The sequence below is a fragment of the Enterocloster clostridioformis genome, from assembly GCF_020297485.1.
In the GTDB taxonomy this organism is placed as follows: Bacteria; Bacillota; Clostridia; order Lachnospirales; family Lachnospiraceae; genus Enterocloster; species Enterocloster clostridioformis.
The window spans coordinates 1-21,759 of sequence record NZ_JAIWZC010000001.1 but is presented as its reverse complement, the minus strand read 5'-3'; the positions used below and the strand labels follow the sequence as shown (position 1 = coordinate 21,759).

General features: G+C 50.2%; 17 protein-coding genes and 5 pseudogenes. 12 read left to right on the top strand and 10 right to left on the bottom strand.

Going from position 1 to position 21,759, the window contains the following annotated elements; translation table 11 throughout:
- Positions 1-73: 73 nt before the first annotated feature.
- Positions 74-997: a helix-turn-helix domain-containing protein gene (locus LA360_RS00110; RefSeq protein ID WP_057572825.1), complete on the bottom strand. Its 924-nt coding sequence runs from the start codon at positions 995-997 to the stop codon at positions 74-76.
- Positions 998-1,132: 135 nt separating this feature from the next.
- On the opposite strand from LA360_RS00110, the gene LA360_RS00105 reads away from it, so the two are divergent.
- A complete protein-coding gene (locus LA360_RS00105; protein WP_225537237.1) occupies positions 1,133-1,492 on the top strand; it encodes a VOC family protein in 360 nt (119 codons plus the stop codon).
- Positions 1,493-1,526: 34 nt separating this feature from the next.
- Here the strand turns inward: LA360_RS00105 and LA360_RS00100 are convergent, their stop codons facing one another.
- Genes LA360_RS00100 through LA360_RS00085 form a run of 4 tightly spaced genes read right to left on the bottom strand, consistent with a single transcriptional unit; the run spans position 1,527 to position 6,366 of the window.
- Positions 1,527-2,852: a D-serine ammonia-lyase gene (locus LA360_RS00100; RefSeq protein WP_057572824.1), complete on the bottom strand. Its 1,326-nt coding sequence runs from the start codon at positions 2,850-2,852 to the stop codon at positions 1,527-1,529.
- 52 nt (positions 2,853-2,904) lie between these two features.
- Positions 2,905-4,251 carry an alanine/glycine:cation symporter family protein gene (locus LA360_RS00095; protein WP_057572823.1) on the bottom strand — a complete coding sequence of 449 codons (1,347 nt, stop codon included), beginning with the start codon at positions 4,249-4,251 and terminating at the stop codon, positions 2,905-2,907.
- Entirely contained in the window at positions 4,251-5,561 is a 1,311-nt protein-coding gene (locus tag LA360_RS00090) for an alkaline phosphatase family protein (protein ID WP_022201691.1), read from the bottom strand. Before LA360_RS00090 ends, LA360_RS00095 begins: the two co-directional genes overlap by 1 nt.
- On the bottom strand, positions 5,548-6,366 hold the full coding sequence (locus LA360_RS00085; protein WP_022201692.1) for a DeoR/GlpR family DNA-binding transcription regulator: 819 nt from the start codon (positions 6,364-6,366) through the stop codon (positions 5,548-5,550). The genes LA360_RS00090 and LA360_RS00085 overlap by 14 nt, the downstream gene beginning before the upstream one ends.
- Positions 6,367-6,614: 248 nt before the next feature.
- Between LA360_RS00085 and LA360_RS00080 the strand changes: the two genes are divergently transcribed.
- The 5 genes from LA360_RS00080 (at position 6,615) to yedF (ending at position 12,512) form a co-directional block, all read left to right on the top strand.
- Complete coding sequence (locus tag LA360_RS00080; protein ID WP_022201693.1) at positions 6,615-7,892, top strand: MFS transporter; 1,278 nt, start codon at positions 6,615-6,617, stop codon at positions 7,890-7,892.
- Positions 7,893-8,028: 136 nt separating this feature from the next.
- Positions 8,029-8,187, top strand: coding sequence for a hypothetical protein (locus LA360_RS00075; protein ID WP_225537236.1), 159 nt, complete (start codon positions 8,029-8,031; stop codon positions 8,185-8,187).
- A gap of 297 nt (positions 8,188-8,484) precedes the next feature.
- Positions 8,485-10,134 carry a Na/Pi cotransporter family protein gene (locus tag LA360_RS00070; protein WP_022201694.1) on the top strand — a complete coding sequence of 550 codons (1,650 nt, stop codon included), beginning with the start codon at positions 8,485-8,487 and terminating at the stop codon, positions 10,132-10,134.
- Positions 10,135-10,510: 376 nt separating this feature from the next.
- Complete coding sequence (locus LA360_RS00065; RefSeq protein WP_057572820.1) at positions 10,511-11,551, top strand: LacI family DNA-binding transcriptional regulator; 1,041 nt, start codon at positions 10,511-10,513, stop codon at positions 11,549-11,551.
- Positions 11,552-11,885: 334 nt separating this feature from the next.
- Positions 11,886-12,512: a sulfurtransferase-like selenium metabolism protein YedF gene (yedF, locus tag LA360_RS00060; protein ID WP_022201696.1), complete on the top strand. Its 627-nt coding sequence runs from the start codon at positions 11,886-11,888 to the stop codon at positions 12,510-12,512.
- 103 nt (positions 12,513-12,615) lie between these two features.
- On the opposite strand, the gene LA360_RS00055 is transcribed toward yedF, so the two are convergent.
- Together LA360_RS00055 and LA360_RS00050 are read right to left on the bottom strand one after the other, a co-directional pair.
- Positions 12,616-12,888, bottom strand: a complete 273-nt coding sequence (locus tag LA360_RS00055) for a hypothetical protein (protein ID WP_044918639.1) — start codon at positions 12,886-12,888, stop codon at positions 12,616-12,618.
- A 144-nt stretch (positions 12,889-13,032) separates the two neighbouring features.
- Positions 13,033-13,356: a reverse transcriptase domain-containing protein gene (locus LA360_RS00050; protein ID WP_225537234.1), complete on the bottom strand. Its 324-nt coding sequence runs from the start codon at positions 13,354-13,356 to the stop codon at positions 13,033-13,035.
- Positions 13,357-13,591: 235 nt separating this feature from the next.
- Between LA360_RS00050 and LA360_RS30985 the strand changes: the two genes are divergently transcribed.
- A complete protein-coding gene (locus tag LA360_RS30985; protein ID WP_318258218.1) occupies positions 13,592-13,726 on the top strand; it encodes a PF20097 family protein in 135 nt (44 codons plus the stop codon).
- Positions 13,727-13,787: 61 nt separating this feature from the next.
- Here the strand turns inward: LA360_RS30985 and LA360_RS30980 are convergent.
- Together LA360_RS30980 and LA360_RS30975 are read right to left on the bottom strand one after the other, a co-directional pair.
- Positions 13,788-14,946 (bottom strand): annotated as a pseudogene (locus LA360_RS30980) (double-cubane-cluster-containing anaerobic reductase).
- A 1-nt stretch (position 14,947) separates the two neighbouring features.
- Positions 14,948-15,716: pseudogene (locus LA360_RS30975) on the bottom strand (acyl-CoA dehydratase activase).
- A 676-nt stretch (positions 15,717-16,392) separates the two neighbouring features.
- On the opposite strand from LA360_RS30975, the pseudogene LA360_RS00030 reads away from it, so the two are divergent.
- From LA360_RS00030 to LA360_RS00010, 5 genes and pseudogenes are all read left to right on the top strand, one after another.
- Positions 16,393-16,686 (top strand): annotated as a pseudogene (locus LA360_RS00030) (DUF2500 domain-containing protein); the annotation flags it as partial.
- Between the two features lie 767 nt (positions 16,687-17,453).
- Positions 17,454-18,780: pseudogene (gene ltrA, locus LA360_RS30970) on the top strand (group II intron reverse transcriptase/maturase).
- A gap of 202 nt (positions 18,781-18,982) precedes the next feature.
- Positions 18,983-19,252, top strand: coding sequence for a helix-turn-helix domain-containing protein (locus tag LA360_RS29890; RefSeq protein ID WP_225537232.1), 270 nt, complete (start codon positions 18,983-18,985; stop codon positions 19,250-19,252).
- A 37-nt stretch (positions 19,253-19,289) separates the two neighbouring features.
- Positions 19,290-19,760 (top strand): annotated as a pseudogene (locus LA360_RS00015) (metallophosphoesterase); the annotation flags it as partial.
- Positions 19,699-19,986, top strand: a complete 288-nt coding sequence (locus tag LA360_RS00010) for a hypothetical protein (protein ID WP_225537230.1) — start codon at positions 19,699-19,701, stop codon at positions 19,984-19,986. The pseudogene LA360_RS00015 and the gene LA360_RS00010, both read left to right, overlap by 62 nt.
- 120 nt (positions 19,987-20,106) lie before the next feature.
- Here LA360_RS00010 and ltrA (LA360_RS00005) read toward each other — a convergent pair whose 3' ends face one another.
- Positions 20,107-21,498 (bottom strand): group II intron reverse transcriptase/maturase, encoded by a 1,392-nt coding sequence (gene ltrA / locus LA360_RS00005; protein ID WP_089776622.1) that lies wholly within the window; start codon positions 21,496-21,498, stop codon positions 20,107-20,109.
- Positions 21,499-21,759: the final 261 nt, after the last annotated feature.

Genomic DNA, 21,759 nt, shown 5'->3' with positions numbered 1-21,759 from the left:
CGGAAGATATATGCGAAATCATTAAAAGTGAATACGGCAGGTCCATGGAGTAAAACCGCATGGATTTACCTTCTTATTGTCCGCTGCCAGAACTTCCTGCCGTACGTTCTCTTTTCCTGTAATAAAGAGGTGTATATCCCATATATCCGGAAAATGTGTTGGAAAAATGGCTGCTGCCAGAAAACCCGGCTGCCAATGCAATTTCCAGGATACTCTTGTCCGTGTGGGTCAGCAGATACTCTCCCATGCGTACCCGGTAGGAAATAAGATAATCCACAGGGGACTGCCCCAGTATTTCCTTAAAATCCCGGCAGCATTCGCTGGCGCTGACACTGGCTGCCTTTGCAATATCCTCCAGCCGGATTTTTCCGGCATACTCCTGGTGAATGAATTCCAGGCAGGAACGGACCCGCCTGTACTGGACATCGGAAAAGGCCGGCTGCTGCTTATTTCTTAAATCCAGATTTTCATACAGCGTAAGCCCCATCTGCTGCAGCAGAATCTGAAGGCGCCACAGATATCCCCTGGGCCGCCTGCAGTCACACTGATACATGTCATGGATGCAGGACAATGCCTCCCCATGCCATGGACAGGTATTGTCAAACAGAAAGAAATCCCTCTCTGTTTCTGTAATAAGGGAAACATACTGCGTTTCCACCAGTCCCCCGGAAAGGCCGTGGAGCAGATAAGGGGCAGCCAGCACAGCGCAGTAAACGCTGCCGTGCTGCTGGTGGTAGGGCGTGACCATGTGCAGCATATTAGGCGGCAGGAGCCCGCCCTGCCCGGCAGAGAGCACATAGGAACAGCCGCCTGTCTGAAACTCAATGTCCCCCTTCAGCACATAAACCAGCTCCAATTCCTTATGCCAATGCCAGGGTATGACCCGGTTTGGATACAAATCCAGATCATCCAGATATACTTCCATTGGAAAAGCAGGCGTGCCATGACAGGTGACTTCCTCCAGGTTTCCGTTTACCTCCAGATAGTTTAACTGCATATCGAAATCTCCTTTACAGGCAAGACAGGATTCTGTTATTTTAAGCCGTGATTTTATTACAAATATCTCTACAATTCCATTATAATAAAAAAAGGACATATGCAAGGTATTTTGTTCAAAGGAGTGATGATGGAAATGAAATTGACTTATATTACCATCCATACCATGGAACCGGAGATAATGAAAGATTTTTATATAAAATATTTAGGAGCGGTCGTGGATGATGCACGTCCCTTTGACAGGGACGGTTCAGGAAAGGATAACCGTGTGGCGTCCCCCTCGTCATACGGGACCGTATACAGCCTGTCTTTTGACGGAGGAGTAAAATCAAGCTCATACCGGAACAGCCCGGCTCATTGGGAGTCCCATCCGCTGTTTCGCCCGCCGTTCCATCCGTCATACCATCCTTCCCGGAAACCCGGCCTCCTTATGCGGTGCGGCTCACCTTCAGAGCAGGCAGCAGGAAACGTGTCAACGAACGCACCGGCCAACTGATACTGGAAGGCCACGAAGTAATATGTGAACCCCATTAAGCCTGTTTCCATGTATTCAGATACTCTTCCGCCATGTCCTGGGGAACCATGCTACCGCCTGTTGCCCAGGCTATATGGGCGGCCTGTCCCATGCAGTCACAGAGTCCCTTTTTCCTGATGTATCCTTCCATCTCATCCGGATGGAAGAATGCTGCAAAGGAAGCGCATGCAGACGGTTCTATGAATATATTCTCCGTTTTCATAAGCGCGCGCATCAGCTCATACAGTTTTCTGTCCTCAATTGTGCAGATACCTGCAAGGCGCTTTTCAATCACCTTTCCCACAAACGCGGACGGCCTTCCCACTGCAAGCCCGTCGGCATCCGTCCTGCCGCTGATTCCAAAATCCCTGACACTGACCCTGTCGTGCTCGCCTGTGGCCATTCCCACCAGCATGCAGCATGCCTGGGTGGGTTCCATGAAAAAGCAGTGGACATTATCGCCGTAAACCTCTTTCAGGCCATAGGCCACGCCTCCCGGCGCCCCGCCAATTCCGCAGGGCAGATATACAAACAACGGATGACGGCTGTCCACCTGGATTTCCTGTTCCTCCAGCTGGCTTTTCAGGCGCTCTCCCGCGACTGCATAGCCCAGAAACAGGTTGACGGAATTCTCATCGTCCACAAAATAGCTCATTGGGTCCTGGCTGGAACTCTTTCTTCCCTCTTCCACGGCCGCACAGTAGTCGGATTCATACTCCATAACCGTGACTCCCTTGCTTCTCAGCAAATCCTTTTTCCACTGTTTGGCATCCGCCGACATGTGCACAATTACCTGAAATCCCAGTTTGGCACTCATGATGCCGATGCTGAGTCCCAGGTTGCCGGTAGACCCCACCTGAACCTTATACCGTCCAAAAAACTCTTTCATTTCACAGGAAGCCAGTTTCTGGTAATCCTCCTTTTCCGTGAGAAGCCCTGCCTCGAAAGCCAGGTCCTCCGCATGTTTTAACACCTCGTAGATACCTCCCCTGGCTTTTATGGAGCCGGATATGGGAAGATGGCTGTCCATTTTTAAAAACAGTCTCCCGGAGATTCCCGCTCTCCACTCCTGGTTCAGTTCCTGTCTCATGGCCCGGATTTCCCGAAGCTCCGATTCTATCATGCCATTCCGGCCGGCAGTCTCAGGGAAAACCTCCGCCAGATAAGGCGCAAAGCGGGCCAGCCTCCCTGCCGCGTCTTCAATCTGCTCCCCGGATACTGTTTTTTCTCCCTGTCCGTTCTCCGGGCACTCCCTGTCATTTATCCACAGCATTTCTTTTCCGGCAGCAGCCTCAGCCAATGCCGGTATCTGTCTGATGTATGTTTCTATTCTTGAATCCATGATATCATTTCCTTCCTGTTTGTAAATGTAAATGAAATATATATTTGCACCGTTATGTATGATTCTCCTTAAAAAATTCCCTGGTCAGCCTCATGACTACCGGAGACAGCTTAAAAAGGGCCAGCACATTGGGAATGATTAAAAGCCCCAGCATACAGTCCTGGATAGACCACACGATTCCTGCCGTGCTCAGGCTTCCTGCCAAAATCAATACAGGAAACAGCATACGGTAAAACCAGTCCCCCTTCAAGCTCTTTATGTACATCAGACTCACATGTCCAAAATACCACTGGCTCATGATGGAGGTGGAAGCGAATAAAATCAGGCTGACAGAAACCACATATTTCAAAAAAGGAAATATGGTTCCGAATGCCTCCGCTGCCAGGGATGCCGCATTTGCCCCTTCCAGGGGCACACCGCTTGCCAGGATGGAAAAGCCAGTGGTACTGCATATAACCATGGTATCCACCAGCACCTCCGCCACACCGTAAAAGCCCTGTCTGGCCGGATGGTCTACCTGGGCCGCGGAATGGATGACGGCCGCAGAACCTTCGCCTGCCTCGTTGGAATACAGTCCCCTGGCCACGCCGAACCGCATGGCCTCCTTCATTGTCAGCCCTGCCGCGGCCCCCATCCCCGCCTTCATGGAACATGCTTCCCGGAAAATGCGGTTCAGCATGGGCAGAATGGATTCCAGATTGGCAAACACCACCACAGCGCCTCCCACAATATACAGCGACGCCATGATTGGCACGACTTTCTGGGCTGTATCCGCCAGACGTTTCAACCCTCCGCCAATGATAAAAATCATGGCAGCCGCCAATACAACACCGGTACACAGCTTCGGGACCCCGAACACCTGATAGGCTGCGCCTGATATGGTATTGGACTGAATCAGGGTTCCGCCTGCATTCTGGAAAAACAGAAGGACAGCCGCGGCCACGCCCAGACACCGTGTATGGAGTCCCTTTTCAATATAATACATGGGACCGCCGTAATAGCTTCCGTCCACGCCTTTTTGACGGAACACCAGACCCAGTACGATTTCCGCATATTTGGTGGCCATTCCTAAAAATGCAGCCGCCCACATCCAGAACAGGGCGCCCGGACCTCCACCAATCAATGCAGTGGCAACCCCCACGATATTCCCGCTTCCCACACAGCTTGCGATTGCCATATAAAGAGCCTGGACGGAGGACACGGTTCCCTTATGGTTCCGGGATGGTTCTGTTCTATCTTCTTTTTTGCAGAATTCCTTTATAATCCAGGGGATGGACCTGAACTGGATGCAGCCCGTGGCAATGGTATAAAACACGCCCAGCCCCAGCAATACAAACAGCATCCAGTTTCCCCACAGCAGGCCGGCCAGATTCCCCAGAACTGCCTCTGCTGTTTTCATCACTCCAACCGGTTCCTTCCCTCTGCCTGCGGCATATGAAATCCCATGACAGCTGCCAGAGTAGGCGCTATGTCAATCAGCTTCATGGAGCCTATATCGTGTTTCCGTTCTATCCCGCATCCTTCTATCATGAAAGACGCCCTCATTTCCTCGAAGTTTTCACAGTAGCCATGCTGGGCTTTCTGGTGCAGTTTTTCCGTACAGTAATCCCCCTGCACATCGTCCCGTATTTCATATCCCTTTTGAGAGACCAGCACATAGTCAGCCAGAGGGAAACCGCCTCGTTCTATGGCCTGTTTCCGGTCCAGTACCTCCAGAATGCCCAAATACGGATTGGATGACAGCTCCTTCATTACCTGCTCCAGCTTTTTTCCGGCATCTTCATCCTGCCCGTCCTTCAGCCGGATTTCAGACATGCCCCCTGCACGCTGGGACCAGGCTTTCCAGTCCGTTACCCTGCCATTTTCATCTGTAGTGATAAGCCCTGCTTCCCTCAGCTTCACATTAGGCCGGATATTATACCGATTGTCCAGTGTCCCATGGTCGGAAACAACGCAGACAACCGCCTGGTCATCCGTTATTCCATGTACCTTCTCAACCAAGTCTCCCAGCATTCTGTCAATGGCCTCAACCGCATGGGCAGCCTCTTTGCTGTATACCCCATACTCATGGGCCATCTCGTCAAAGGACGCAAAGTAGGCTGACATGAAAAAAGGCTGTTCCTTTACCCTGGGCGCCAGCTTATGGTCCAATACCCACATGGCTGCCTTGTACCGCTGCCTGTCCCCGGCTTCCGTCAGGTCCAGGCCTCCTGCATACCTTCCAATTTCCTCCTCCATCTCCAGAACCATGCCCTGCGGCACGGACATGGCGTCGATAAACCGGCTGTCCAGCTCTGTTCCATCCCACCAGAATTCCGGCGCCATAAAATCTCCCCCGGCAGCCACTGATGTGGGAAATGCCACGCTGGCAGACAGATATCCGTGTTTTCCGGCAGCCTCCCACAGATTTTCCACTTTTCTGCTGGTAAACCAATGCCATGCTCCCATATGCTCCTCCATGGGGTCAAATATTCCATTGTTATATATGCCGTGGACAGCGGGATTGGTACCTGTGATGATGCTCTGGTGGCAGGGATAGGTAAAGGTAGGAAACACACTCTGCACGCCCTGGCCTGCAAAGGTACCATTCTCCACAAAATATTTACTTATATTAGGAAGGCTGATTCCCAGACGTTCCTGTTCAAAAACAAACTCCGGCTTCAATGCGTCCACCGATACCAGCAATACACTTACCTTATTTTGCTCCATGACCTTTATCCCCCTGTTTTTCCGGTTTCTCGACCCTGATGCCTGCCTGTTCAAAGGGCTGTATCTGCTCCTTTGCTGCCTCGGAATCCGTAATAATCATCCCCACCCGGTCGATGTCGCACATCTTTACCAGTGAATTCACGCCCAGCTTGGTACTGTCCGCAATGACAATGGTCTGGTCTGAGGCCTCCATCATCTTTTCCTGCACAATGATTTCATCCATACGCTGGTAGGTGATTCCCCGGTCAACCGAAATGCCGCAGGTGGTCAGAAAAAATAAGTTGATGCTTAATTTGGAAAATATCATGCCTGCAATATCAGACACAAAGGCCAGCTCCTCAGGGCGGTATACGCCGCCCGTTGCAATGAGTGTGATTCCCTTTGCATCAGCCAGTTCATTTAAAATAGCAATGGAATTGGTGACCACGGTCAGTGAACGGAATGTCCTCTTTATGGCGCGGGCCAGCTCATAGGAAGTGGTTCCGGAGTCCAGGGCTATGGACTGACCCTCCTTAATAAAACGGACCGCAAATTCTGCAATCTCCACCTTGCTCTCCAGGTTTTCCCTTTCCCTGGCTGAAAAATTCTGGTATTGGATGTTCTGCTCCCCAGGCATATTTTCCCTATCCGCCAGAAAAGCCCCTCCCCTTGTACGGCGTATCAGTCCAAGGGCTTCCATGTTCTCCAGGTCCCTGCGGACTGTTTCAGGAGAGACTCCCATCTTCTTTTTTAAATCCGCGACCCTGACGCTTCCGTCTGTCTGCATCAGGCTTATTATCTTTTGATACCGTTGTTCTGCCAGCATCCGCAAACGCTCCTTTCTGTTTTGTTTCCCTGCTCACCTCTGGTTTTGCTTAGTTTAACTTATTTTAGCACATGTAAGCACATCATTCAACTATTTTTCTCCGCAAAACGCCACAAATTAACTTATTTATTTTCGTATATATTCCACAAAACAGCTCGTTTTAACTCATCTTAGCTTGACTCAGCTCATTTCGTCACATATACTAAGAGTACGGAAACAAATGGTAAATATAATGAGGAGATGAAAAAATGAAAACAAATGCAGACAACAGTCAATCAAAGAAATGGATTTCATTTGGTACATTGGTATTGGGCGCCGGGACCATTTATAAGCTGGGATGCTTAAAGGACGCGTTCTATGTTCCCATGCAGGAATTCATGGGGCTGTCCCACACACAGATTGGTACGGCCATGAGCGTGGCAGGGCTGATTTCCACCTTCGGATTCCTGATTTCCATCTATCTTACGGACCGGGTATCTAAAAAAATCATGATTCCCATGTCCCTGCTGGGTATCGGATTACTGGGCATCGGTCTTTCCGCCTTCCCGCCGTACTGGCTCTTTCTGTTAATCAACTGCGGTCTTGCCGTCTGCGCGGACATGCTCTACTGGCCCACCATGTTGAAGGCGGTCCGGCTTCTGGGAACAGAGGAAGAGCAGGGGCGCATGTTCGGAATCATGGAAGCCGGACGCGGGCTTGTGGATACCATCATTGCCTTTGGCGCACTGGGTGTCTTCGCATTAATAGGGAGCAATGCCGCCAGCCTGAAGGCAGCCATTCTCTTTTACTCAGCCGTTCCCATGGTAATCGGCATCATCGCCTATTTCCTTCTTGAACCGGATGAGATTAAGGCTGTCAATGCTGCCGGTGAAAAGGTAAGCAAAAACAAGGCTGCCATGGATAATGTCATGCTCGCCCTTAAGAACAGGAACATCTGGCTGGTATCATTTAATGTATTTGCCGTCTACTGTGTTTACTGCGGACTTACATATTTCATTCCCTTCCTCAAGGACCTTTATGCCATGCCCGCTGTCCTGGCAGGCGCCTACGGAATCATCAACCAATATGCCCTTAAAATGCTGGGAGGCCCTGTCGGCGGCTATCTCACCGACAAGGTCTTCCATTCAGCAACCAGATATCTTCGGGTCGTATTCGTAATTACAGGGGCGGCCCTGACTGTCTTCGCTTTCCTGCCTCACAGCAGCATGAACGTATACTTCGGCATGCTCATGACCCTCAGCATCGGCGCCTGTGTATTCAGCATGCGCGCCATATTCTTCGCACCCATGGACGAAATCAATGTTCCCAGGGAGATAACCGGCTCCGCCATGTCGCTGGGTTCCTTCATCGGTTATCTGCCGGGCGCATTTCTGTACTCCGTCTACGGAAACATTCTGGACCGCAATCCGGGTATCAGCGGCTACCGCATTGTATTTCTCATCATGGCTGTGTGCGCCGGCGCCGGTTTCCTGCTGAGCAGTTACATCCTGGGTGTGATTGGAACGAATAAAGCCATCAATAATTAATGCCTTTTACAGCCAGCACTCCGTCGGATACCCCGAATATAATGTTAGGGGTTTCGGATTTCCATTTTCATTCATATAAAACTTGGTTTCATCCGTGATTCCTGCAAATCCGCCCTGGGACCGGGACCAGAATTCGATGCCCCTTCTTCAGCAGATATCCGTGATTCATCACAAGGACCGTTACCTCTCCACCTATACACAGTATTTTCAGGAATTAATACTGAAATATTTCCATGAGGTTGAGCAGATTCCGATTGATGAGCTGGTGAACTCGTCCTCTGTTTCTCTGCAGTGAAAAGCACCAGGCGTAATTATATTGCATTAAAGTATCGTTAATATTCCTCCCATCCCGTTGACATTGTCCCTTTATCCTCATATAATTCCAGCAGGACAGGATATTTCCATATATAAAACACCGGAAGGAAAATGACATACATATGGACGCCACCGTCAACGACGATGACCAAATTTTCACCATAACCACACTTCATATGTTCAAAAAAAGGCATGACCCGCATTCATTCACATGGATGCGGGTCATGCCTTTTTCTTTCCGCACAACACTGTCAAACATGTAAAAGGAGGAGTCATTGTGAGTATTCAATCGTTTTTCAGTCTGCTGGGAGGGCTGGCGTTATTTCTGTACGGGATGCAGATGATGAGCACCAATCTGGAGGCCGCAGCCGGCAGCCGCATGAAGCAGATACTGGAGCGCCTGACTGCCAATCGGTTTTTAGGCGTGTTCGTGGGGGCCGGAATCACGGCAATCATCCAGTCCTCATCCGCCACAACCGTCATGGTGGTGGGCTTCGTCAACTCCCAGCTCATGACGCTTAAGCAGGCTGTCTGGATCATCATGGGTGCCAATATCGGAACCACCGTGACCGGGCAGCTCATAGCCCTGGACATCGGGGCCGTCGCGCCGTTGATTGCATTTGCAGGTGTTGCTCTGATTCTTTTTGTCAAGCAAAAAAAGGTCCAGTTTGCCGGAGGGATTATTGCGGGTCTGGGTATCCTCTTTCTTGGCATGGAAATGATGAGCGCCGCAATGATACCGCTGCGTGATTCCCGGCATTTTGTCAATTTGATGACAAAGTTTTCCAATCCCTTTCTGGGGATTCTGGCAGGAGCTGCTTTTACTGCTGTCATCCAGTCTTCTTCTGCATCCGTTGGTATTCTTCAGGCCCTGGCCGTAAGCGGATTAATCGGACTGGACAGCGCGGTCTTTGTGCTGTTCGGTCAGAATATCGGCACCTGCATCACGGCTGTCCTGGCCTCTATCGGGGCAAACCGCGACGCCAAACGGACCACCCTGATTCACCTGATATTCAATGTCATTGGCACAGCTGTGTTTACTTTGGTCTGTCTGGTGTCACCCTTTACCCAGTGGATGGCCTCGTTCACGCCGGATAATCCCGCGGCACAGATTGCCAATGTGCATACCCTGTTCAACATTGTTACAACCCTGCTTCTGCTGCCCTTCGGCACGCAGCTTGCACGGATTTCCGAAAAGCTTCTGCCGGACAAGCCACAGAATACAACGGATGATGAGCGCTGGTTTGAGGATTTGCTGGCCTCTGAACATGTACTTGGCGTATCTGTCATAGCAAGGAAGCAGCTGAATGAGGACATCGGTCAGATGCTTGCTCTGGCTGCCGCCAATGTTGAAACCAGTTTTCTGGCGTTCGTGCATAGGGATGAGGACGAATTGGAGCAGATTCAAAAACGCGAGGAAGAGATTGACCTTTACAATGCCCGGCTGTCCAGGAGGATTTCCAGGGTACTTGCCGTGGAAAATTCCCCGTCCGAGGTAAATGCGCTTAACCGCATGTTCTCCATCATCGGAAATGTGGAACGCATTGGCGACCACGCAACAAATATCGCGGGCTATGCCCGGACCATGATGGAGCGCAGGCTGGAGCTTTCTTCCCAGGCATCTGCTGAGCTGGCCGATATGAGGACCTCATGCATGGGCGCCGTACGCCTGATTTGCAGCGCCTGCATCGCTGAGTCCAAACCCCGGCCAGAGCAGGACTCCCTTCCGGAACAGGCTCTGCTTCTGGAACAGGACATTGACAGGCGGACAGCCCGGTACCGTTCCAACCAGATTGAGCGCATGAGAAAGGGGAAATGTCATGTGGAAACTTCCATCCTGTATTCGGAAATCCTGACCGATTATGAGCGCATCGGCGACCATGCGTTCAACATTGCCCAGGCGCTTGACAAGCTGGATGAAAATTAACATGTGGATTCTCCTCCTCACGGCAGTCCCCCAGCTTCAGGCATCAATACCTGCTTCTTCCCGGAACCTTATCGCCTTTATTTCAACCGTAAAAGAAAACCGGGTAAACACTCCCGGTCTTTCCATTGACAAATCATATAAGGCTCTATATACTTAAATCAATCATTGTCACGAAGACCATGTCCTTCTCCAAGAGAAGTCTGTTTACGATTTGAAATGAACGCAGCAACATTAAAATAAAATGGATAAAACGCCACGAAGACGCACCGGACTGTTGAAACAGTCTGCTTCTTCCGGCGTTTTTTATGTTCCTGGAGGTTATTATGATTAAACGTACGCCGCTGTTGGCAGATAAGGGCATCTGGAGGCAGATTCCATGACACTGAAAGAAATCGCTGCCGAAGCCGGAGTTTCCGTATCCACGGTCTCCCGCGTAATCAATAAAAGCGGAAAGTCCCCCGCAGGCAAGGAAGTCCGGAAAAGAATACTGGAAATCGCGCAGAGGACCGGCTATACCCCCAATGCTCATGCGCGGAATTTAAAAATGCATTCCGTCCGCGAGAACGGTAATGCATGCCGCTCCATCGCATGCCTGTTCGCCCAGGCTGCCGACATTGGCAGCGAGCTGGCGCGCGCCGTCCTGGTGAAAGGCATGGAGGAGGAAGCACGCATACATGATTACAGCTTGAAATACAGCCTGTCTTCCCTTGACGGCTTCCTTCCCCCGGCTTTTGACATGATGGCAAATTCCAGCGTGGACGGAATCGCCATAATCGGCAGCAGCCTTGCGGACACGGATTCCACCGGGCAATACCTTTCCCAACGGACTCCCCGGCATATCATCTACACGGGCTTTGAATATCTGGACGCCGGCCTGGACCAGATTGTCTGTGACGGACAACGGGCTGCCTCCGATGCAGCAGACCGCCTGATCCTGTCAGGCCACAGGCAAATTGCCTATATAGGCGGCCGCGGATATAGCGTCCCTTTCCTGGGGTACTGCGCGTCCCTGAAGGAGCATGGCATTCCCTGCCGTGAATCCTGTGTAAAGCTTGTCCCCATTTCCATGGAAGGCGGGTATCTGGGGGCAGGCGAACTTCTGAAATCCGGATTAAGCCCCACGGCATGTTTATGCTCCAATGATGTTATCGCAATCGGAGCCATGCGCGCAATCAGGGAATTCGGGCTGACTGTCCCCGGAGATATATCCATTATCAGCATGGACGATATCAATGTGGGGCAATACTTAGACCCGACGCTGACTACCATTCATCTTCCCCTGGCTGAAATGGGACGGATGACCGCAAAAATCCTGATCGACAGGATTGAAGGAGGACATCATCTTCCTATGAAAATCGTACTTCCATACCATATGGTGGAACGCGAGAGCTGCCTCAGCTCCGATGCCCCCGATTAATAACCGTTTGCGGATTTTTAGCGGATTTTCCCGTTAAGTGGGAGTCAACAACCGGCTGCCCTGAATTATTTTTACACGGTTCCGGACGGGGCGGCTCCCGTGCAGACTTACCGGAATAAACTGTACGGAAAACAGGAAACAGAACCGCATCCGTATAGATAAAAAATATAGTTATCTTTTCACTATAGAAAAAATAAATGCAGGCCCTGTAAAGGGGCAAAAGCGTTTGCATACACTTCCAAACCTGCTATAATTAGAGACATGTGATGATAATTTCAAAGCACACTTCCGGGAATAGGAAGAATCAGATACATATTTAAGGAGGATACGAATCATGAAATTAGATGAACGCGGAAAGCAGTGCCCAAGACCTGTCATTGACACTAAGAAGGCATTGGAATCCTGCAATCCGGGAGAGACGGTTGAGGTATTGGTAGACAACGAGATTGCAGTCCAGAACCTGAGCAAGATGGCTGCCAGCAAAGGCCTTTCGGCTGTTTCCGAGAAAATAAGCGATAATGAATTTTCCGTAAAAATCGCAGTTGGCCAGGGAGTAACCCCTGTCTCCGGTGCGGCGGATGATTCAGGTGAGGAACCAGTGGCCTGCCAGCCGGACAGCCGCAAAAAGGGCATGACAGTGGTTCTGTCCTCCAACCTTATGGGTCACGGCGACCCTGAACTTGGAAAGGCTCTGATGAAGGGGTTTGTCTACGCGCTTACCCAGCAGGACGCTCTGCCGGAAACGATTCTTCTGTATAACAGCGGCGCCTATCTTTCCTGCGAAGGTTCCGACAACCTGGAGGATTTGAAATCCCTGGAATCCCAGGGAGTGGAGATTCTCACCTGCGGAACCTGCCTGAATTTCTATGGATTAAGCGAAAAGCTTCAGGTTGGCAGCGTCACCAACATGTATGAGATTGTGGAACGCATGACGGCCGCCAAACTTTTGGTGCGTCCTTAAGCTTCCTGACGTCCAGACTGGCAAAATGATTATAATAATCGGATAGGGGAGATTTTAACCTCCCCTTCCACACCACGTAGCGTACCGTTCGGTACTACGCGGTTCAATAGTTTACTCGGACTTTCAGATAGTGGGCAGTCATATCGGGATAACCAAGTCTGTCCACTATGATTCTTTTGGTGAGTGCCGAGTTGAGCATTCCCGCCGCTCTCCACACTCCCTTTCGGCAGTTCGCCATCTCATGCACCTTCCACTCCGGTAAATGTAACGCCCGCAACATTTTATATCTTGTGCGTACCTTCTTCCATTGTTTCCAGTACACCGCTCGGATTCTGTGGCGCAGCCACTCATCCGTCTGTTCCATCAGGCTTTTCATGTCTGCATATCGATAATAGTTAATCCATCCCCTTGCATAGCTTCGGCGTTTTTTCTTCCCTCTCCTGATTGCTCCATTTGTTCCCTCTGGTTGTCAGCTCCCGTATCCGGTTCTTCATTTTTGCCACCGACTTCGGGTGTATCCTCATGCGCGGCATTTCCCTTTATGCCGGTAAAAGCCGTAGCCCAGGTATTTTATCTTGCTGACGTGGCTCTCTGTCGTTTTCTGGAGATTGACTTTCAGAAACAGTTTTCCTGTGATGAATGGCACAATGTTTTCCATCGTCCTCTCTGCGCTTTTCCTGCTTTTGCACAGAATCAGGCAGTCATCCGCATACCTCACATACTTGTGTCCCCTGCTCTCCAGTTCCTTGTCCAACTCATTCAGCATGACATTTCCACACGAGGGACTTAGCGGGCCTCCCTGCGGCACGCCCTCGGTCGCTGCGTGAAATCCTCCGTCCTCCATTACTCCGGCTTTATTGGCTCACGTAAAACCGGGATAGTATCAATGTTTTCCTTCGCATAATAACACATCCATTCTGTTAGTGATAGGATTATTATGTCACCGACTACAATAAAAAAGCAACGTCTATTCATTATTATTTTGGCAATGCGTACTAGGCATTCCTGCGGTCCCTGCTCCCTCCGGCACATCCTTCGGCCCATGCGGATGTTTGTTGTATTTTTCTTCTATCTGTGTTATGCTCAATGGAAAGAAAGACAAGGAGGCAGTGGAAGAAATGAAATGTCCCTATTGTGGTAATGAGATGGAATCAGGATTCCTCACATCAGATGCCCGCTGCACTGCATTGAGACGGAAGAAACATGATATGTGAAAAAGGACAGTCTCACTTTTCCTGAGGCTGTCCTTTTAAATTTAATTTTCTTACATTACAGCTATGACAGCATACTCAATGAAATAGCCGCCATCCTGGTGTTCAGCTGTCCACCCGTCGGCCTGGGAAAGTCTGTCTCCACAACGTTCTAGGGAAGGTCCTTTTTCTCCTTTACCAGCTTGCGGACCAGGGAAGTCCTCCACCATTGTAGGTGTGCATGCCTGCAGAACCAAATCCACCACGCCGTTCCTACATGGAAATCGTCAATAAGCCTGTCTAACAGTTCCATACGCCTGGGGTTAGGGGACATGCAGGAACAGCAGATGTGTCAGGTACTTCCTGGCACAGGGCGTCATATACGTCCCCGGGTTATCTCATCAATGGGGTCCAGGTTTCATGCCGGAGCAGTTTTCAAAACAGACCACCACGCCGCCGTTATCCTCAATGGCGCGCACCACCTTGAGGGCGGCACCGCCGGATGGAGAACCGGTCACAAGGATTCTGGCCCTTTTTCCCATATTTTTTCCCTGGGCATACTCAGCCTCAATCTTATCCGTGATGGCATTGACTTCCTCCGCCAATGTATCAATTTTCATCTTAAATCCTGTGCCGTAAACAATGTTGACGATATCCAGACCCAGGGCAGGGGCCGGATCCAGGGCCATCACATACTGGAGACGGTTAGGGCCGCGAGAATCTGGTTTCTGTTATGTATCTGGCGGCGGATGGCATCTTCTGTGATGACAGTGCCGAATTTCTTTTCCAGCACCTCCTTAAAACGTATCAGTTCCTGGCGGTAAAGACCTATTCCGGCCTCTGTCTGGCAGTTTGGCAGCTCAATGACATGAACGGGCTTAAACTCAGCCAGAATCTCATACATTTTCTTTTTGCCGTCGCAGGTTGTCTCGCCTACAATCAGGTCGGAGAAATAAAAGAAGGGGCATTTATCCGTCTTGGCAAAGCCGTAGCTGGATTTTATGAGGGGACAGAGGTTTCTGGGCAAATCCTTTTCAGCGTCAGGTATGGTTTCGTCAGTAACAGAGCAGAGTCCCACAACAGAGGCGCCCATGGCATTGGGATTTCCCTGGGAAGATAGGTGCAGAAGACACCGACTACAGGTGTATGCCTTCCTCCTTTAATTCTTTTATTGCAAGAAATGAATTCTTCCTTGCGTCCGCAAATTCTTCAAAAATTTCAGGCAGTTCTTTTTTCAGTTCCATGTCAGCTTCGGCTCCTTTTCTTTAGTTTTCCATATCCCAGAACGGCAGCCCCTATGGCGCCGGTATACTGAGAGAGGGGTGAGTGGTTATATGGGAAGTTTTCATATATTCTCCCAGTACGGACCGCATGACTTCTGACTGTGCCAGGCCTCCTGAGAAGAAAATATCAGGATGTCCGCCTGTCAGACGCTGCGCAAAGATGGCGGTCCTGTGGCAGATGGAGTGGACACATCCAAGTACGATGTCGCCCGGAGGTGTCTCCTGGCCATCAGCCCTACAATCTCGCTTTCCGCGAAGACGGCGCACATGCTGTTAATGGGTACGGGCCGGCATCCATGGACGAACTCGTCCAGATGTGAGATGTCGCTTCCTACCCGGGCCATAATCATTTCCATGAACCGTCCGGTGCCGGCCGCACACTTGTCGTTCATTAAAAGTCATTTACCTGTCCGTGGCTGTCAAGAGTGATGACCTTACAGTCCTGTCCCCCGATGTCAATGACTGTATCACAGCCGGGGGCCTAAGAGATGCGCCTGCGCCGTGGCAGGTGATTTCCGTGATTTTTGCGTCTGCCTCCTTTAAAAGCTCCCGGCCATATCCGGTACTCACCACGAACCCGTGTCCTCCGTGTAAAGCCGGTCGTAAATGTCCCTTAGAATCTCGCCCGGACGTATGGAAGTGGGAAGCATGTGGCATCCCACCACATTCATTCCGTCAAACAGGACTCCCTTGGTCATGGTTGAGCCTGAATCAATCCCTAAACTAAACATAGAAACTCCCTTATTTTTCGCTTTTATACCTATTTGAGTATAAATAACTGAGAAAAATAGTCCCAATTGATATTCTGAATGAGATTTGATTTGAAATTGAAAAAACATATAGGGGATTTGGGGCTGCCTGGATAGGAGGATTTGAACCGGGAAATTTGGATTGCCTTTCCCTGCCTTGCGCCAGCCTTTTAATTGCCGCTCTATTTGGTAAATATTGTTGATTAAAGATTTTGCTTATGCTACAATTAAATAATATATATTTGGGAAAAGCTGATGTTTTGCGGGAGGAAATCATATGTACCGATGCAGGATGAAGATAGCTGTTTTTCAGTAAGGATGCCGCGCTTATATTCTGTGGCAGCCGTCAGCGCATCGGTACATTTCCATCGGAAGAATTTGAGGCGGCGGATGAGTTTTGGGAGACGCCCTTTGTAAGAGATTGTATTAAGGTACGCCTGAAGCGTATAATGGAACAGATTAACTGGGCTGCGATTATTACATGCCCCGGACCTATCTGGATACGGCCATTGACAGTAGCATGCGGACCAGGCCCTGTAACGTGCCAAGGCTGAAAAAGGGCGGCTGCTGTCTGTGGGAAGCCGGTATGAATATCCATAAATAAGGCTGCATCTGTGATAATATTGGGATATACAACGGAAAAGAGAGGCGGGTATTTATGTACATGGATTCCTTTTTCTGGGGAGGCGGTTTTGAAATCATGTTTACCCTGGTATTTGTGATTATCATTGGAGTATTTGTGGTTACAGCAGTAAAGGGATTGAGCCAGTGGAACAAGAACAATCAGTCCCCCAGGCTGTCGGTAACAGCTTCCGTGGTCTCCAAAAGGACCAATGTCAGCCATCACAGCCATCCCAATGCAGGAGATGCCACAGGAACCCATGGCTACCATTCCACCACGTCCACCAGCTATTACGCGACGTTCCAGGTGGAGAGCGGTGACCGGAGGGAGCGGACGGAAGGCTGATAGAGGTAACGCCGGACCATGAAATCGTAATGTGACCTTCCGTGTGCCGGGAGCCGGTGCCTTCGGGGCAAAAAAGTGGTTGATGCTGCCGGGACTTAGCCTTATTATGATGATATAGCACTCTGTGTGGCCACGGATGATGAGACGGATGTCGTAAACAGCGAAAAAATATTCGAGGTAGATATTGAGTTCTTCCGCCCTGTCACTTCAGACAATTGGAGAAAAGGGAGCTGTTTTTCGCAGCCCTCTTTCATGTTGTGCGCCTGGCGGCGCACGTTTCTAACGGGTGAAAGTCCTGAATCCACCTGGTAGCGGGAAGGATATAGCCGAAGGCAAGGGTGTTGCAGGTGACTGCAAATCTGAAGGAAGCCGGATGTGGGGAACGAACCCATGGGCAAACCTCTGGTCTGACGGACAGAAACCGTATAGAAGGCTGTACATGAGGGTAAGTCTGCAACACAAGATGAAGCCCGATAGCTACACGGAATCGTGTACAGTAAATGCGGCAGATAGATGGAGGGAAGAAACGTGTGGTAACCCAGGGAGGTCTGTACGGAATGCTCTGAAAGGAGTAACCATTGCCGAGAGGTAATGCTGAGCGTACAGAAGTCAGCAGAGGTCATAGTAGCTGTTTTCAGTGAAGGACCGAATCAATAGGAGTCTTTAGTACGACAGGAAAGGAGGAATGGGCAGATGGGTACAGAAACAGAGAAAGCTGCTCGCAAAGAGATAGCGCGGAACGCAAAGGGTATGTGAGAGCGCACCGCTCATTCAACCGGATATGGAAGGAAAGAGACAGTGCAGAGCCAGACATCTTAAGTAAGATACTGAACAAGGAAAATCTGAACAGGGCTTACAAAGAGTGAAGGCAAACAAGGGAGCGCCGGGAGTGGATGGAATGACCATTGAAGCGGCGTTACCATGGCTGAGGGAGAATAACTATGAACTGGTAGAGAGAATCAGGAGGGGAAGTATACCCCATCTCCAGTCAGGCGTGTGGAGATTCCGAAGCCGGAGGGAGGGATACGAAAGCTTGGTATCCCCACCGTAATAGACCGTATCATCCAGCAGGCAATGCTTCAACAGCTCATGCCAATCTACGAACCATTGTTCTCGAAAGACAGCTTCGGCTATCGTCCGGGACGAGGAGCAAAAAGACGCCATTCTCAGGATAAAGGAGTATATCGAACAGGGATACACGAGGGCAGTAGTTCTCGACTTATCGAAATACTTTGATACGCTGAACCATACGATACTGCTGAACCTGTTGAGGAAACAAGTAAAAGACGAAAGAGTGGTGCAGATGGTGAAGCGGTACCTGAAAAGTGGAGTGATGGAAAACGGTGTTGTGACAGAAACGAAGGAAGGCTCCCCGCAGGGAGGAAATCTATCCCCACTCTTAGCAAACGCGTATCTGAATGAGTTCGACTGGGAGTTCCACAGACGGGGCGTACCGTGTATCCGCTATGCAGACGACATCGTACTGCTGGCAAAGAGCGAACGGGCGGCAGAACGACTGCTGGAATCCAGCACGAAATATCTGGAGGCAAGGCTGAAACTGAGAGTGAATCGGGAAAAGAGCCGAACGGTCAGTGTGTTCGCAATCCAAAATTTTAAGTTCCTTGGTTTTTGTTTTGGAAGAACGGAACAGGGACCTATATCCGTGTCCATGGAACGTCATGGAAGAAAGCCAAGGAGAAACTGCGCAGGCTTACTTCCCGGAGCAGGTGCGGGAGTATCATCCGAACCAAGGAAAAGATAAAAGTCTACATGAGAGGATGGCTGAACTACTATGGGATAGCGGACATGAAAAAACATCGAAAGCCTGAATGGATGGTTGTACCGCCGGATACGGATGTGTATCTGGAAACAGTGGAAACTGCCCAAAACCAGAATGAGGAAACTCATAGGACTGGGAGTAGACAGCCATTATGCGGCAACAATAGCCTACGACCGCAAGGGATACTGGTTCAATGCCGGAAACAAGGCGGTCAACTGGGCATTAAGTAAAGAAGACTGATAAACTGGGGCTTTTATGACTTAGCCGCAGCCTATCAGTCTCTGCACACCAACTATTGAAAGCGCCGTATACGAGAACCGTACGTACGGTGCTGTGAGAGGACGGCGGTTAATCACCGCCTCCTACTCGATTTTTGAGGCGTCATATGTATAAGCATTTTTCAATTCCCGGAGCGTCCTGCAGGGTCCCCTTTGCAGACCTTTGCAGGAGAAACAGTGAGTTCAGGACCTATTTTATAAGAAAGACCTACGAGACTTCCCAGTGCATTCATCCCCAGGGTACAAAGATTACTGCCTCAATTACCAGACCATCCGTGAGCGGATTGCTTACTGGATTGTGGGAATGCACGACATCGCTCCCGCGGAGACCATCCGCATGCCCGGCTCCCAGCTGATGCTGGACAATATGCTCCATGTCAGCAGGTCCTCCCTGAACCAAGAGCTGAAGCTGATGGAGAAGGAGGGCTATTTCAGGATTACGGGACGGGAGATGCAGGATTGGGATAAGGAAAAACTGGAGGAGCTGATTTAAACCGGCTCATCCTCCGGCCGGATACGGATGTTTTATGAAAAACTGGAGGGGAAGGATCACGGGTAGGATACGGTGGTCATCACAGGAGACCATTCATGGGGCTGAATCTGGAGGAAGCCCTGGCTGATTTGGATTTCATCCAGTCCCTGCCGGACGCAAAATCCTGCTGAGAGGAAATCACGACATGTTCTGGGATGCCAAGAAAACCTATCGTCTGAATGAGATGTTCCGGGGGCGTCTGTCCTTTCTCCAGAATAATTTTTATGCCTACAGGGAGTACGCCCTGGTGGGGACAAAGGGGTACTGCTATGAGGGAAAGGATTCCCCGGAACATTTTGAGGAGCTGGTGAGGAGGGAGCTGGACCGGCTCCGTATCTCCTTTGAGCTGGCTGCTGCGGACGGCTACAGCCAATTCATTATGTTCTTACTGGGGGAGGTGGACGGAATTGGGTATAAGCTGGTTTCATCGGATTATCTCAGGTTCCGGCCGGAGAGAGGAGCAGCGTGAAGTACAAAGCAGGGACCAGGAGGAGGCGCGGCGGTTCTGTATTGCCATAAAGCAGCCGGGGACGGACCAGAAAGAAGTCCTGTACACAGGGGACAGCGTGGTGGACGCAAAGACAGCGGCAGGAGCCGGTGCGGATTTTGCCGGTGTGTTGACAGGAACAAAGTCGTCCCGGGATTTTGAACCCTTTGATCATGTATGTATTGCCTGGGATTTGGAGAGCTGCTGAAAGCTTTGAAGCAGGAGAAATAAGAGAAACAGGAGTTGTCTGCGTATAATCGAGTAGGAGGCGGTGATTAACCGCCGTCCTCTCACAGCACCGTACGTACGGTTCTCGTATACGGCGCTTTCAATAGTTGGTGTGCAGAGACTGATAGGCTGCGGCTAAGTCATAAAAGCCCCAGTTTATCAGTCTTTCTTTACTTAATGCCCAGTTGACCGCCTTGTTTCCGGCATTGAACCAGTATCCCTTGCGGTCGTAGGCTATTGTTGCCGCATAATGGCTGTCTACTCCCAGTCCTATGAGTTTCCTCATTCTGGTTTTGGGCAGTTTCCACTGTTTCCAGATACACATCCGTATCCGGCGGTACAACCATCCATTCAGGCTTTCGATGTTTTTCTTCATGTCCGCTATCCCATAGTAGTTCAGCCATCCTCTCATGTAGACTTTTATCTTTTCCTTGGTTCGGATGATACTCCCGCACCTGCTCCGGGAAGTAAGCCTGCGCAGTTTCTCCTTGGCTTTCTTCCATGACGTTCCATGGACACGGATATAGGTCCCTGTTCCGTTCTTCCCAAAACAAAAACCAAGGAACTTAAAATTTTGGATTGCGAACACACTGACCGTTCGGCTCTTTTCCCGATTCACTCTCAGTTTCAGCCTTGCCTCCAGATATTTCGTGCTGGATTCCAGCAGTCGTTCTGCCGCCCGTTCGCTCTTTGCCAGCAGTACGATGTCGTCTGCATAGCGGATACACGGTACGCCCCGTCTGTGGAACTCCCAGTCGAACTCATTCAGATACGCGTTTGCTAAGAGTGGGGATAGATTTCCTCCCTGCGGGGAGCCTTCCTTCGTTTCTGTCACAACACCGTTTTCCATCACTCCACTTTTCAGGTACCGCTTCACCATCTGCACCACTCTTTCGTCTTTTACTTGTTTCCTCAACAGGTTCAGCAGTATCGTATGGTTCAGCGTATCAAAGTATTTCGATAAGTCGAGAACTACTGCCCTCGTGTATCCCTGTTCGATATACTCCTTTATCCTGAGAATGGCGTCTTTTGCTCCTCGTCCCGGACGATAGCCGAAGCTGTCTTTCGAGAACAATGGTTCGTAGATTGGCATGAGCTGTTGAAGCATTGCCTGCTGGATGATACGGTCTATTACGGTGGGGATACCAAGCTTTCGTATCCCTCCCTCCGGCTTCGGAATCTCCACACGCCTGACTGGAGATGGGGTATACTTCCCCTTCCTGATTCTCTCTACCAGTTCATAGTTATTCTCCCTCAGCCATGGTAACGCCGCTTCAATGGTCATTCCATCCACTCCCGGCGCTCCCTTGTTTGCCTTCACTCTTTTGTAAGCCCTGTTCAGATTTTCCTTGTTCAGTATCTTACTTAAGATGTCTGGCTCTGCACTGTCTCTTTCCTTCCATATCCGGTTGAATGAGCGGTGCGCTCTCACATACCCTTTGCGTTCCGCGCTATCTCTTTGCGAGCAGCTTTCTCTGTTTTCTGTACCCATCTGCCCATTCCTCCTTTCCCTGTCGTACTAAAGACTCCTATTGATTCGGTCCTTCACTGAAAACAGCTACTATGACCTCTGCTGACTTCTGTACGCTCAGCATTACCTCTCGGCAATGGTTACTCCTTTCAGAGCATTCCGTACAGACCTCCCTGGGTACCACACGTTTCTTTCCCTCCATCTATCTGCCGCATTTACTGTACACGATTCCGTGTAGCTATCGGGCTTCATCTTGTGTTTGCAGACTTACCCTCATGTACA